The 13,345-nt window shown below is 69.4% G+C and carries 10 protein-coding genes; 3 read left to right on the plus strand and 7 right to left on the minus strand.

Annotation, left to right across the window (positions count from 1 at the left end):
* From ACWIHT_RS39720 to ACWIHT_RS39740, 5 genes are all read right to left on the minus strand, one after another.
* Complete coding sequence (locus ACWIHT_RS39720) at positions 1-3,561, minus strand: choice-of-anchor D domain-containing protein (protein ID WP_456173395.1); 3,561 nt, start codon at positions 3,559-3,561, stop codon at positions 1-3.
* Between the two features lie 244 nt (positions 3,562-3,805).
* Positions 3,806-6,607, minus strand: coding sequence for a carbohydrate-binding protein (locus ACWIHT_RS39725; RefSeq protein WP_456173397.1), 2,802 nt, complete (start codon positions 6,605-6,607; stop codon positions 3,806-3,808).
* A 151-nt stretch (positions 6,608-6,758) separates the two neighbouring features.
* The gene (locus tag ACWIHT_RS39730) at positions 6,759-7,025 is read right to left on the minus strand and encodes a hypothetical protein (RefSeq protein ID WP_456173398.1); all 267 of its coding nucleotides are present in this window, start codon (positions 7,023-7,025) and stop codon (positions 6,759-6,761) included.
* Positions 7,026-7,089: 64 nt separating this feature from the next.
* Entirely contained in the window at positions 7,090-8,811 is a 1,722-nt protein-coding gene (locus ACWIHT_RS39735) for an LCP family protein (RefSeq protein WP_456173399.1), read from the minus strand.
* Between the two features lie 202 nt (positions 8,812-9,013).
* Entirely contained in the window at positions 9,014-9,697 is a 684-nt protein-coding gene (locus ACWIHT_RS39740; protein ID WP_456173400.1) for a lytic transglycosylase domain-containing protein, read from the minus strand.
* Positions 9,698-9,857: 160 nt separating this feature from the next.
* Between ACWIHT_RS39740 and ACWIHT_RS39745 the strand changes: the two genes are divergently transcribed.
* On the plus strand, positions 9,858-10,517 hold the full coding sequence (locus tag ACWIHT_RS39745; protein WP_456173401.1) for a zinc ribbon domain-containing protein: 660 nt from the start codon (positions 9,858-9,860) through the stop codon (positions 10,515-10,517).
* Positions 10,518-10,573: 56 nt separating this feature from the next.
* Here the strand turns inward: ACWIHT_RS39745 and ACWIHT_RS39750 are convergent, their stop codons facing one another.
* Both ACWIHT_RS39750 and ACWIHT_RS39755 read right to left on the minus strand, forming a co-directional pair.
* Positions 10,574-11,155 (minus strand): TerD family protein, encoded by a 582-nt coding sequence (locus ACWIHT_RS39750; RefSeq protein WP_456173402.1) that lies wholly within the window; start codon positions 11,153-11,155, stop codon positions 10,574-10,576.
* Between the two features lie 69 nt (positions 11,156-11,224).
* Positions 11,225-11,800 (minus strand): TerD family protein, encoded by a 576-nt coding sequence (locus tag ACWIHT_RS39755; protein ID WP_456173403.1) that lies wholly within the window; start codon positions 11,798-11,800, stop codon positions 11,225-11,227.
* 162 nt (positions 11,801-11,962) lie between these two features.
* Between ACWIHT_RS39755 and ACWIHT_RS39760 the strand changes: the two genes are divergently transcribed.
* Positions 11,963-12,361, plus strand: coding sequence for a BlaI/MecI/CopY family transcriptional regulator (locus ACWIHT_RS39760; RefSeq protein ID WP_456173404.1), 399 nt, complete (start codon positions 11,963-11,965; stop codon positions 12,359-12,361).
* A gap of 6 nt (positions 12,362-12,367) precedes the next feature.
* Positions 12,368-13,300, plus strand: coding sequence for a M56 family metallopeptidase (locus ACWIHT_RS39765; protein ID WP_456173405.1), 933 nt, complete (start codon positions 12,368-12,370; stop codon positions 13,298-13,300).
* Positions 13,301-13,345: the final 45 nt, after the last annotated feature.

The raw sequence follows: 13,345 nt of genomic DNA on the forward strand, positions 1-13,345 counted from the left end.
TCAGGTGTTCCAGACCTGGAACTCGGAGATCTGGCCGGCCGGCCAGCCGTTGTTCGCCGTGATGTTCACCCGGAGGTACCGCTCGGTGGCCGCGGTGAACGTGAGGGTGACTGTGTTGTTGGTGGTGGGGTCGAAGGTGTAGGTGGCGGACGCCTTGAGGGTGGTGAAGGCGGAGCCGTCGGTGCTGCCCGACAGGGTCAGCGTCTGGTTGCGGGCGCCCCAGGTGGCGGGGAGTTGGAGGACGACGCGGCTGGCGCTCTGCGCGGATCCGAGGTCGACCTGGACCCACTGCGGGAAGGCGTTGTTGGCGCTCTCCCAGTAGGTGCCCTGGTTGCCGTCCGTCACGTTCGACGAGGCGTAGACGTCGGTGTGGCTGGACTCGGTGGTGGCCGCGCCCGCCGCCAGGTTCCGGCTCACCGTGCCGGCTCCGGTGCCGGTCAGCGCGACCGTGGTCGTGCCGTTCGACGCGTTGCTGGCGATGTCGAGTTCGCCGGTGCGGGTGCCGGACGCGGTGGGTGTGAACGTGACGGCCACTGTGCAGGAGGCACCCGCCGCGATCGACGTCCCGCAGGTGTTGCTCTGCGCGAAGTCGCCCGTGGTGGTGACGCCGGAGACGGTCGCGGCGGCGGTCCCGGTGTTGGTCACCGTGACCGTCTGCGCGCTGCTCGCGGTGTTGAGCGCCTGGGTGGGATACGTCAACGATGTCGGGCTGGCCGACAGGGTCGCCGGGGAGGAGCCGCCACTGCTGGGGAACACCTCGAAGTCCGACAACTGGGCTGCGTTCCAGCCCGTGTTGGCGCTGATGTTGACCCGCACGTAGCGCGCCGTGGCGGCGCTGAACGTGATGGTCGCCGTGTTCCCGTTGGCGTTCGGATCGAAGGTGTACCCGGCCGAGGCCTTGATGGTGGAGAAGCTGGAGCCGTCCGTGGAGCCCTGCACCGACAGGGTCTCGGTGCGGGCCGACCATGCGGTGGCCGGCGGGAGTTTGAGGACGACCTTGCCGACGCTGTAGTTCTGGCCGAGGTCGACCTGCGCCCACTGCGGGAACGAGCCGTTCGTGCCCTCCCAATATGTCGACGCGTCCGGGTCGGTGAGGTTCGAGGCGACGTAGGGGCTGTTGCTCGAACTCGCCGACGCGGGCCGTCCGGCGGCGATGTTGGTGGTGCTGTCGATGCCGGTTCCGGTCAGGGATACGACAGTTGGGCTGTTGTTGGCGTTGCTGGTGACGGTCAGGTTGCCCGTGCGCGCTCCGCCGGTGGTGGGCTTGAAGCCGACGGTCACCGTGCAGGAGGCGCCGACCGCGAGGGTGGAGCAGTTGTTGGTCTGGCTGAAGTCACCGGTCGCGGCGACGGCGGAGACGGTCGCCGACGCGGTGCCCGAGTTCGTCACCTTCACCGTCTGCGCGGTGGCCGAGGAGCCGACCACCGTACCGTCGAAGGCCAGACTCGCCGGGTCGGTGTTCAGCACCGGGCCTGGCGCGGTGCCGGTACCGGAGAGGGTGACCGTGTTGGTGACCCCGCCCGCGTTGACGGTCAACGCGCCGCTACGGCTGCCGGTCGCGGTCGGCGCGAACTTCACACTGACCGTGCAGGAGCCGTTCGCCGCGATCGAGGAGCCGCAGGTGTTGGTCTGGGAGTAGTCGCCGCTGGTGGAGATCGAGGAGACGGACGCGGCGCTGTTGGTCGGGTTGGAGACCGTCACGGTCTGCGCGTCGCTCGTCGAACCGGTCGCGACCGAACCGAAGTTGAGCGCGCCGGGGGTCGCCGTCACGCCTTCGGGCGGATAGGGCGGATACACCGGGGCCGGCCAGGTGCCGCAGTAAGGCGTGCCGCTGATACCGGAGTTGCCGCCGCCGTCGGTGACGACGAAGTTGCCGCCCGAGCAGCTGTAGACGGGGTTCGAGTAACCGACGCCGGTCGCCGTGACGTTGGTGAACTTGGCGGCGCCGCCCGTCTGTTCCTGGAGGGCGAAGGTGCCGGTGCCCGCGATGGTCACGTTGTTGAGGTTGACGCCGCTGATGGTGCCCTCGACCCACTGGACCGCTTCGTAAGGGCTCTGCTGGATCAGGGCGTTGGTCACGTTGATGGGCCCGGTGATCGCGCCCTGGCTGCCGTCGAACCACAACGCGCCTACGCCGAACTGCCAGTTGGGGTCGAGGCTGCCTGCCCGGACCATGGTGTTGTCGGAGATCGTGGTGGTGCCGACCGGCGTGGACGTGAAGCGCTGCCCCACGTGGATGCCGCCGCCCTGGGCGATGCCGGTGTCGACCACACGGTTGCCGCTGACGGTGTTGTCGTGGCCGCCGTAGATCGCGATGGCGTTGGCGAGGATCTGAAGGGACACGGTGTTGTTGGAGATCGTGTCGTTGGCGTCGGCGCCGAGGGCGGAGTCCGCCCAGGTGGCGATGCCGTCGTCACCCGTGTTGCGGATGTCGCTGTTGGTCACCTTCGAATTGGTGACGCCGCCATGGAAGTTGATGCCGTCGGCGGTGGTGTCCCGGATGCGCATGCCGGTGAACGTCAGCCCGTCCATCGGGCCGTCCATCCAGGCGCCGACCTTCATGTGGTCGATCCACAGGTTGGAGACGGTGGAGCTGCTCAGCGCGCCGCCGATGCCGTTGACCTGGGCGCTGTCGTCGCGTTCCTGCACATTGCCGAAGATCGCGAAGTTCTGGAGGCGGACACCGGTGCTCGGGTTGGGCGCGGAGTTGCCGTAGAAGCCGGGGGCCGTGCCGGTGACGGTGGAGTACCACATGCCGGCGCCGGCGATCGTGACGTTGTTGACGCTGATGTGGCCGGGGATGTTGAAGGTGCCTGGCGGGATCCACACGGTGCCGCCGGGGCCCGCCGAGCTGATCGCGGCGTTGAACGCGCTGGTCGCGTCGGCCACGCCGGTCGCGTCGGCGCCCTTGCTGGTCACCGAGACCGAGCCCGAGGGTGCGGTCAGGGCGGCGCCGACCTGTTCGAAGTCGGCGAAGTCGATCGTGTACGAGGAGGCGGTGTCGCCCGCGTCGACCTGGAACTTGAAGGTCGTGCCCGCCGGATAGGTGGTGGAGAACAGGCGGTGGGCCTCGTCGTAGAAGTGGTGCGGGTTGCTGCCCGGCGTGTTGGTGAAGGGGTAGCTGCCGTAGTACCAGCTGTAGGCGTTGGTCAGGGTGAAGTCGGGCTGCTTGACGCCGTTGACGTACAGCGAGAGCGCGGCGGTGTACACCGAGCCGCCCGAGGTGTCGGGGATGCTGTAGCGGAAGTTGATCGAGTTGGTGGCCACCGGTGTGGTGAACGTGACGTACTGGCCGGTGCCTTGGAGGGTCGTCGCCTTGCGGTAGGACGCCTCGTCGGCGAGCTGTCCGGCGGTGTAACTCGGGCCGATGTTCGTGCCGTTGGTGGCGGAGTTCTCCGCCTGCACCTCGACGTACGGGAGGCTCGCGCCGCTGCCGCCGGTGGCGGTGGACGCCGCCGCGGCGGGTGGTGCCGCCAGAGCGAAGACGCCCACGGCGGCCAGCATCACGGTGCTGACCGCCCAGACGAGGGCTCGTCTCAGATCTCGGATGGAATGGAACACGTGCCACTCCTTTGATCACGAAATGCCGGAACTGTTCCGCTGGCATCGCCGGGGAAGGGAGGGAGACGGGGGGTTGGTGACGATGCAAGGGGGACCGTAATGTCATAGACATGATCACGCAATAACTAGACAGAACTCTGCAACAAACAAAAACACGGCCCGCAAGATCTCAGGCGGGCCGTGCATATGCCGGTGCCGCCGGACGGAGGGTCCGGCGGCACCGTGGGGAGGGTGGGGTCAGAGGTCAGGCGGCCCAGATCTGGAACGTGGAGACCTGGGCCGCGGGCCAGCCGTTGTTGGCGGTGACGGTGACGCGGTAGTAGCGCTGGGTGGTGGCGGGGAAGGTGAGCGTGACGGTGTTCGCGGTGCCCGGGTCGAAGGTGTAGGCGGCCGAGGACTTCAGGGTGGTGAAGGCGGTGCCGTCGGTGCTGCCGCCGAGGGCCAGGGTCTGGGTGCGGGCGCCCCAGGCGGCGGGCAGTTGCAGGAACGCGCGGGAGGCGCCGCGAGCCGAGCCCAGGTCGACCTGGACCCACTGCGGGAACGCGTTGTTGGCGCTCTCCCAGTACGTGTTCTGGTTGCCGTCCGTGACGTTCGAGGAGGGGTAGACGTCGTTGTGGCTGGACTCGCTGGTGGGCCTGCCCGCGGCGAGATCGGTGCCGGGAGTGTCCGAACTCGCGGTGAGCGCAAGGTAGTTGATGTTCCAGCCGCCCGTGTCCTGATCGAGTGTCAGGACTTGTCGGCCGGCGGGCAGGGTCACTCGGGTGGTCACGGTGGACCAGGTCTGCCAGTCGCCGGTGGCGGGCAGGTCCACGGCTCCGGTGAGGTTCGTACCGGTGCCGTCCGACAGGTGCAGCGCGCCGGTCACGGCGGTCGGGGCCGCGACCCGCAGGCCGAGCGTGTAGGTCCCGGCCGTCGCGACGTCGACCGTGTAGCGGAACCACTGTCCTGGACCGGTCCAGCCCAGGTTGTAACCGCCTCCTGTGTCCGAGGTGTTGTCGAGGTCGACGCCGTCGGCGCGGTAGGAGTTGGCGTTGCCGTTGACGGAGGTCACGTTGTACGCGACGCCCTGACCGCCGGTGTCGTAGTCCTCCGCCTGGACCGTTCCAGGCACGGCGGCCGGGGTGCCGCCGTAGGGGCCCTCGGGTGCGGGCGGCGGCCAGTGGTTGTCGCTCAACGTGGCGGTGAAACCGGTGGAGTTGTTGACGAAGGCCGAGGTGCCGGGGTCGAGTCCGGTGACCGTGTTGCCGGTGATCGTCGCGGAGCCGGTGGGCGCGGGGTAGAACGGCGGCGAGATCGAAATGCCGTTGCGGCCGGGGCTGTTGACGGTGTTGTCCCGGAGCAGGGTGTTCGTCGAGGTGGAGAAGTCGATCCCGTCGTAGAGGGAGTGGGTGACGGTGTTGCCGGTGACCGTGACCTTGTCGACGGTGCCGACGTTCTGTCCGTCGCCGCCGTTGCCGATGTGCAGGGCGGGCTGGCCCTGGCTGTAGGCGTTGCCGCCGGAGCGGACCACGGTGTTGCCGGTCACGGTCGCGGAGAGCAGGTCGCTGCCGTTGACGCCGAAGCGTCCGGCGCCCAGACCGATGTAACGGGCCGTGTCGGCAACGTAGTTGTCCTTGACCAGGTGGCCGCTGCCGCCGTAGACGCCGACGCCCTTGCCGCCCCAGGGCGCGATCGAGGTGTTGTCGCTGACGGTGACATTCGTCATCGGGTTGTAGTAGGTCTTCGAACCGTCGCCGTTGGTGTTGTAGTTCACCGAGTTGACGGCGATCGCGTCGTCCCCGGTGCCGCGGACGAAGTTGTTGGTGACGGTCAGGTTGTTGCCCGTATCCGCGCCCAGGGACACGTTGTTGACGTTGATGCCGTCCGCCCAGACCGACGTCAGCCTGCTGTTCTTCACCGTCCCGCCGGTGCCGGAGGCCCAGAAGCCCGACATGGTGTGCTGGGTCCAGATGCCGTCGGCCAGCCAGTCGGTGCCGGTGGTGTCCATCGCGCCGCCGTCCCCGCCGATGGTGCTCCGGCTGACGGCGTTGGCGTCGATGTGGAAGTCACGCACAGTGCAGGACGTGAGGTCGAACAGGGCCGCCAGAGGTGTGGAGTTGGGGACCGGGACGTCACGGTAGACCGTGCTGTACCAGAGCCCCGCGCCCGCGATGGTAATGCCCTGCGCGTTCAGTCCGGCGGTGCCCTTCACATAGAACGTGCCCTGCGGGATCCACAGGATCCTGCCCTGTTGCTCGGCCTGGTCGATGCAGTTCTGGATCGCGGCCCGGCTGTCCACCGACTGGCTGTCGGCCGCGCCGTTGGTCGGGGTGTTGTCCGCCACCGCGCCGCAGCTCGTGATCGAGATCGAGTTCGCGGGCTGCGCCTGCGGCGCGGGCGGATTCTCCACGTCGACGGAGTCGATGTCGTAGAAGGACGCGCTGTTGGCGGAGTCCCTGCGCAGCGAGAAGGTGGCACCGGCCGGGATCGGGGAGCCGGTGACGAAGGCGTGCGACTCGTCCCAGAACACCCGCGGATCGCCGTCGGCCGGGTTCTGGTCGTCGCTCGTGTTGTAGTTGCCGTTGCCCTCGTACACCCAGCTCTGAAGCGAGTTGAGGTTCAGCGCCTGCCGGAACACGCCGTTGACGTACAGGTTCAGGGTCGCGGTGGTGCCACCGCCGGACGCCGAATCGGGGATGCTCGCGCGGACGTTGAGGAAGGAGATCGACCGGCCGGTGGTGTTCGTCCACTGCACCGACTGGCCGGTGCCGTCCAGATGGACGTAGGAGTGGCCGGAGGCCTCAAGGGCGGCGCTGGAGTACTGCGTGGTCGGGGCCGAGGTCAGTGACCGGACGGCCGCACCGCCCGCGGGGGTGCCGGCCTCGGCTTCGTAGACGGCGAACGGGGTTGTGGCGCCCGCCGTCGCACTCGCTGTCGCCGGGTGCGCCGCCGCCCCGGTCGGCGGTGACTGCTGGGTGGCGGCGGCCGGTAAGACGGCCATGCACATCGCGCCGACCGTGGCGACGACGGCCACCGCCAGTCGCCGGGGTCTGAGGCTCGTCAGCATCTGATGCTCCTTCACGGAGTAGGGGGAACCGGCGCCCCGACCGTACAGAGCCCGCATCCACCCCGCTAGATTCCGACGAAGTAAAGAATGAATTGCGCAAGCAGATGCAACTTTCTTGCACTGTCGCGCAATTAACGAAGGTGGCGCGTTGCTACACCTCGTTGAAGCCGCGCGCCGCGTCGTAGATGTCCAACTCGATGACGACCACGAAGACACTCGTCACGACGAAGTGGACCATCACCCCGTCTTCCCAGGCCGAGCGCGTCACGGTGTCGTTGGTGTAGGCGAGGTGACTGCTATCGCCCTCGGGGTCGGCCATGATCCGGTCGACAAGGCGCTCGAACTTCTCCCGGTCCGAGGCCGGCATGTAGTCGCGGAACCGCGCGACCTGCTCGGTGAACCGCACACGTCTCTTCATCGCGGCAGGATCATACGGAGGCGGGGAAGACCTCCGCCGGGATTATTACGACGGTCTGCGTCGGCTACGACGCCGAGTCCTTCCTGCCGGTCGCCGCCGCGTAGGCCTGGGTCGGAGTCATCGGCACTCCGTTCAACGACACGGTCTTGTACGGGCTGACCTTGGCGCAGGTCTTGGACTCGGCGGCGGTCGAGGCGTTGGCGTTGGAGACGGCCGCGTGGGTGTCGGCGGGCGCGGCGGCGGACGAGGAACTGCCCGAGAGCGTCGTGCCGTTGGTCCAATCCGCGCCGATGACGAGGGTCAGGCCGCTCTCAGTGCTCTGGGTGAGGTGCGCGGCGGACAGGCCGACGGCCGAGGCCACCGTCTGGGCCTCGGCCTTCTCGCCGGGGCCGTAGGTGAGTCGGGTGGTCGCCGCCTGTTCGGGTGCGTTGCCGGTGCTGGTGCCGGGGCTGAAGCCCTTGGCGATGAGCGCGTTGGCGATCACGGAGGCACGTCCGCCGATGGTGGTGCCGTTCTCCACCTTTACGGCGACCTCGGCGGCCGGGACCGTGACCGGCGCGGTCGCGGAGGGCGAGGCGGATGCTTTCTTCTTGCCGCTGCCCGAACCGCTGCCCGAACTCAGGGACTGGTCGTTGGCGATGGCCGCGAACAGGGACTTGGCTCCGGCCGCCGGGACGACGCGGTCGGCGTTGGTCGGGTCGGCCCCGGTCTGCATGGTGGTGAAGGTCATCCGCTTCGACGGGACCTTGTCCAGGTCGGTCGCCAGGTCCACGAGCTTGCCGACGCTGCCCAGGCCCGTGTCGACGGTGAGCGCCTTGGTCGCCGCGTCGGCCAGTGAGTACACCTTGGCCGGATTGGCCAGTGTGCCCGCGCTCTTGAACTTGCGGATCATCGCGCTCAGGAACAGGTGCTGGGAGACGGTACGGCCGAGGTCGCTGCCGTCGCCGAAGCCGTGCCGGGAGCGCACGAACTCCAGCGCCGCCTCGCCCTTGAGGGTGTGGGTGCCCTTGGCGAGTTTCAGATGCGAGTAGGTGTCGTAGACGTTGTCGCTGACGCAGACCGAGACGCCGCCGACCGCGTCGGACATCTTCACCACGCCGGCGAAGTCGAGCATCACGAAGTGGTCGATGGTGATGCCGGTGAGCTGGTGCACGGTCGTCACCTGGCAGGCGGGGCCGTACTGGAGCGCGCTGTTGATCTGCCCGTAGTAACCGGCCGTCGCCTGGCTGCTGTCCGGGTCCTTGCAGGCGGGCACCTGGGTCATGGTGTCGCGCGGCACGCTCATCACGGTGGCGTTGGAGCGGTCGGCGGAGACGTGGACCACCATCTCCACGTCCGCGTTGTGGCCGACGGCCGAACCCCCGGTGCCGCAGCCGCCGCCCAGTTTGCAGTCGGCGGCGTTGTTCCGGCCGTCCGAGCCGATCACCAGGAGGTTGATGGGCGTACGGCCGAAGGCGTCGGCCTTCTCCTTGCCGCCCGCGCCGTCGTCGAGCGCGACGCTGTTGATGTTGCCGTTCAGGTGCTCCCAGAGCCAGGTGCCGACTCCGGCGGTGACGAGGATCAGTGCCGAGACCGTGATCAGGGCTATGCGGGCGACGCGTCGGCGCCGGGCCACCGGTTTGGCGCGGCGGCGGGATCCTTGACTGCCGTTCCGCGCCGCCTGCCGCGCGGCGGCTCTGCCGCCCGGCCGATGGGCCGGCCCTCCGTCCGTGCTGCGTGGGTGAGGCAGGCCGGAGCGATCTCGCGTGGCCGCACGGCCGGACCGCTCGCCCCGGGGGTCGCTCATCCACCACTCCCTACGCTGTCACCGACACCGACACCGACACCGACACCGACCGCCGGCCCGAAGGACGGCAGCGGGCCGACCCGCACGTGAGGGCGTACCCCTCGGGCCGGATGTTTGCGCAATATAGCAACTGTCGTCGTTCGCACCGGTGGGCCCTCCCCTCTCCGCGGCCCCAACTCCGAACGCGCGAGGTCCTGTTGCCCTACCCGGCAAGGGCTTTCCCGGCCTTGGCCCAGTTGGCGTGCAACCGGTCCAGGTACGACCGCGCCTGGCTGCCCGGTGTCGTACCGCGTGCGAAGGCGAGCATGTTGCCCGCGCCGGTGTTGTAGCCGAGGGCGAGGAGGTCGTCCTGGCTGATGGATGTCCGCCGGGTCGTGGGCAGTTGGGCGGCCAGGTCGTGCAAGTACCAGGCTTCGGCCTCGATGGCGAGGTCGCGGTCGTCGGGCAGTTCGTCCCAACTCCGGTCGGCGAAGTCCCGGCCCTTCCTGACCTCGTCGAAGGTCGCGCGATGCATGTTCGCGATGCCGAAGGCCGCGTCCGGCTTGTACCGCTGCCAGGCCCGCTCGAAGGCCGCGTCGTGCGGCTTGTACGCCTCGTTGTAGAGGATCGCCATCACCAACTGGGCGCTCACACCTGCCTGTTGGGCCCGGGTGCGAACCTGGGACGCGTAGGCGGCGGGGTCGTACGACGTGGTGGTGGCCCGTGGTGAAGGACTGGCCGAGGGCGAGGGACCGGCCGAGTCGCTCGACGTGGCCGAGCGGGGCGTCCCGGTCGAGGGATGCGGAGTCGCGGCCTGCGGAGTGTCCGCAGCGCGCACGAGGACGTAGACGACGACCGCGAAGACCACGAGCGCGAGCCATCGTCGCCGGGACCGGGGTTCGGCCAACTCCCGCACCTCCCGCGTTGTTCCGGGACAGAACCCGAACGTACCGCAAGCCCTTCCCCTGGGCAGATGTCCCCCATCATCGGGAATTTGACGAGATCCAGTACTCTGCCGCTCGCGTCATACGGCAGTGTGCCGACGGCCTGAACTGTGGGGGGACCACATGAGCGGTGAGATCTACTTCAGCAACAACTACCGTGACCTGTGCGTGCGGAACGGAACGGGGGCCGGTTTCCAGTTCGAGTTCTCGTGCGCCCGCTGCTACGACACCTGGCGTTCGCCGTTCGAGGCGTACGTCGGTGAACGGGCCGCCACCTGGCTCGGCAAGGGCGTCGACGTGGCCTGGAGCCTGCTGGGCAGCGCGGGCCGGGGAGTGTCGTCCGCGGCCGACGGGCTCGCGGGGGCCGGCTGGGGACAGGCCCGCGACCACGCCTTCCAGCAGGCGATCGACAACGCGGAGGGGCACTTCAACCGCTGCGCCCGCTGCACCGACTACGTCTGCGGACGCTGCTGGAACGCGGCGCAGGGACTGTGTCTGCGCTGCGCGCCGGACACCGCGGCCGAGGCCATGGCGGCCCAGCAGCGCGGCCTCAACGACATGGCGTCCCAGCGGGCGTACGCCGCGGGACAGCAGACCGGCCAGACCTACGACCCGTCCACACCACGGCAGTTGGTGTGCCCGCAGTGCCGCACCGAGACCCACGGCGCGGCCTTCTGCTCCGGGTGCGGCTATCACCTGGCCCAGTCCAACGCGTGCTCATCCTGCTCCGCCGTGGTGCCGGACGGCGCGGCGTTCTGCCCGGGGTGCGGAACGCGGCGGTAACGCGGTCGGCGCTCCCGGTTCCCGGCCCGTGTCGCTCGGCACGGGCCGGGGAGCGGTCACAGATGGGCGGCCACGGCGGGCAGCAGGTCCTGGAAGGTGCGGCCGGCCGCGGGTTCGCCGATCGCCTTCAACTGCCAGCCGCCGCCTGCCCGGTAGAGCTTCGCCATGATCTGGGCCGTGTAGGTGCCACCGCCGCTGAGCGTGTAGCGGGCCAGTTCCTGTCCGGTGGTCTCGTCGATCAGCCGGCAGAAGGCGTTCTCCACTTCGGCGAAGGTCTGCCCGGTGAAGGAGTTGACCGTGAAAACGATCTGGTCGATATGGACGGGGACGCGGGCGAGGTCCACCAGGATCGTCTCGTCGTCACCGGCACCGGCGCCGCCGACCAGGTTGTCCCCGGTGTGGCGGACGGAACCGTCGTCGCTCGTCAGATGCTGGAAGTAGACGACGTCGGCCGACTCCCGGCCGGCGAAGAGCAGGGCCGAGGCGTCCAGGTCGATCTCGCGGGGACCGGTCAGTTTGGCCAGGAATCCCTTGCGGGGCGCGGCCTGCCAGCCCAGTCCCATGCGTACGGACGTCAGGGCACTGCCGTCGGACTTGCTCAGGCTGACCTGCTGGCCCTTGCCCAGGTTGACGGACATGCGCGGTCTCTCTTTCTGCCGCTGTGCGAGCTGCTGGACGAGGAGTTCGGGAAGCCGGGGGCGGACTCCTCAGACGCCGACCCCGAAGTCGGCGGCGATGCCGGCCAGCCCGGCGGCGTAACCCTGCCCCACCGCACGGAACTTCCACTCCGCGCCGTTGCGGTACAGCTCGCCGAAGACCATGGCGGTCTCGGTCGACGCGTCCTCCGACAGGTCGTAGCGGGCGAGTTCGGCGCCGCCGGCCTGGTTGACGACGCGGATGAAGGCGTTGCGGACCTGTCCGAAGCTCTGTCCGCGGGAGTCGGCGTCGTGGATCGAGACCGGGAAGACGATCTTGTCGACCTCGGCCGGTACGGCGGCGAGGTCCACCTTGAGGGACTCGTCGTCGCCCTCGCCCTCACCGGTGAGGTTGTCGCCGGTGTGCTCCACCGAGCCCTCGGGGCTCTTGAGGTTGTTGTAGAAGACGAAGTGCTGGTCGGAGGGGACCTTGCCCGACGCGTTCAGCAGCAGCGCGGAAGCGTCCAGGTCGAAGTCCGCGCCGGTCGTGGTGCGCACGTCCCAGCCGAGGCCCACCAGCACCGCCGTGAGACCCGGCGCCTCCTTGCTCAGCGAAACGTTGCCGCCCTTGGACAGGGAAACACCCATGACTCGTCCCTCCACACATGCCGACGATCGGGGTCCGAGGCACGGACCCCGACTAGAATCTACAACAGTGTAGAAATCTCCGGGAGGGCGGCACGGCCGGCCGGTACCGCGTCGCTACGATGTGACGATCGCGACCCCGCGGCGGCAGGAGGAGAACGGAACGTGGCGAAGCCGGAACCGCGTCCCCCGCGCCGGGCGCAGGGCGCGCTGGAGACGCAGGTGCTGACCGTCCTGCACAGCGCCGGGACGCCGGTGACCGCGGCCTGGGTGCAGGAGCGTCTGGACGCCGAACTCGCCTACACGACCGTGATGACCGTACTGATCCGCCTGCTGGACAAGCAGGCCGTGACCCGCAGGCGGGAGGGCCGCTCCTTCGTCTGGTCGCCCGCCGCGGACGAGGCGGGGCTAGCCGCGCTGAAGATGCGCAAGGTGCTCGACCGCGAGCAGGACCGCAGGGCGGTACTGGCCAGCTTCATCACCGCCCTGCCCGAGGACGACGAACAACTCCTGCGCGCCCTGCTCGACCAGGCGGCCGACGAGCCCGACGAGTCGGCGGGCTGACGCCCCGTGGGTGTCTTCGTCCTCCTGCCGCTGCTCCTGCCGTTGACGGCCTGGCCGATCGCCCACCTCGCCACCCAGCACCTCCACCCGCGCGCGGCGACGACCGTGCTGAGCGTCGTGGCCGCCATCATGGCCGTGTGCAGCACGCTGTGCCTGGGCCTGCTGATGGTGGTCGGCACCGCCCAACTGCCCGGCAATCCCCTGCCGGACGGCTGGTCGGACCCCGAGGTACGGGAGAGCGTGCCCCAGGACGAGATCGCGGGCAAAGCCGCGATTCCCTTGCTCCTGGCGGTGGTTGCGGGCTGCGGCCGTACCCTGTGGCGCCATTTCCGCGTACGACGGCGGGCTCACGCGGCACTCACCGGCCTGCGCGACACCCCGGTCGCGGTCCTGCCCGACGCCGAGCCGTACGCCTACGCCCTGCCCGCCGGACCACGCGACCGGATCATCGTGTCCACCGGCATGCTCACCCGCCTCAACACCCAGGAGCGCAGAGCCCTGTTCGCGCACGAGCGGGCCCACCTCACCGCCCGGCACCACCGCCACCTGCTGATCGCTCAACTGGCCGCGCAGGCCAACCCGTTCCTGCTGCCGCTGCGGACAGCCGTCTCCTACGTCGCCGAGCGCTGGGCCGACGAAGAGGCCGCTCACCGTGTCGGCGACCGCAAGGCCGTGGCCCGCGCGATCGGCAAGGCGGCGCTCGTCTCACGCGGCACACCGGGCCCGACGCTCGCGGGCCTCGCGGCGCCGGGCCCACTCCCCCGCCGCGTCGCCGCCCTGCTCGCGCCGGCGCCTCCGGCACGCACCTGGCCACCGCTCTTCACCGCCGTGGGCCTGGCGCTGTGGAGCGCCGCGGCGGGTGCGGCCCTGTCCGCGACGTTCTCGGCGAACTCGGCGGTGACCCTGCTGCTCCTGCTGCACGCGGCAACGCCGTTGTAGACAGGACCGGCAGCGCGATTCCGACAAGGATCCGGCAAGGACACC

Source organism: Streptomyces sp. NPDC002276 (assembly GCF_053891435.1).

Coding starts and splice junctions, on each gene's coding strand:
- ACWIHT_RS39735 (WP_456173399.1), bottom strand. CDS start 8,811: ATGAGCGACCCCCGGGGCGAGCGGTCCGGCCGTGCGGCCACGCGAGAT.
- ACWIHT_RS39730 (WP_456173398.1), bottom strand. CDS start 7,025: ATGAAGAGACGTGTGCGGTTCACCGAGCAGGTCGCGCGGTTCCGCGAC.
- ACWIHT_RS39725 (WP_456173397.1), bottom strand. CDS start 6,607: ATGCTGACGAGCCTCAGACCCCGGCGACTGGCGGTGGCCGTCGTCGCC.
- ACWIHT_RS39750 (WP_456173402.1), bottom strand. CDS start 11,155: ATGTCCGTCAACCTGGGCAAGGGCCAGCAGGTCAGCCTGAGCAAGTCC.
- ACWIHT_RS39745 (WP_456173401.1), top strand. CDS start 9,858: ATGAGCGGTGAGATCTACTTCAGCAACAACTACCGTGACCTGTGCGTG.
- ACWIHT_RS39755 (WP_456173403.1), bottom strand. CDS start 11,800: ATGGGTGTTTCCCTGTCCAAGGGCGGCAACGTTTCGCTGAGCAAGGAG.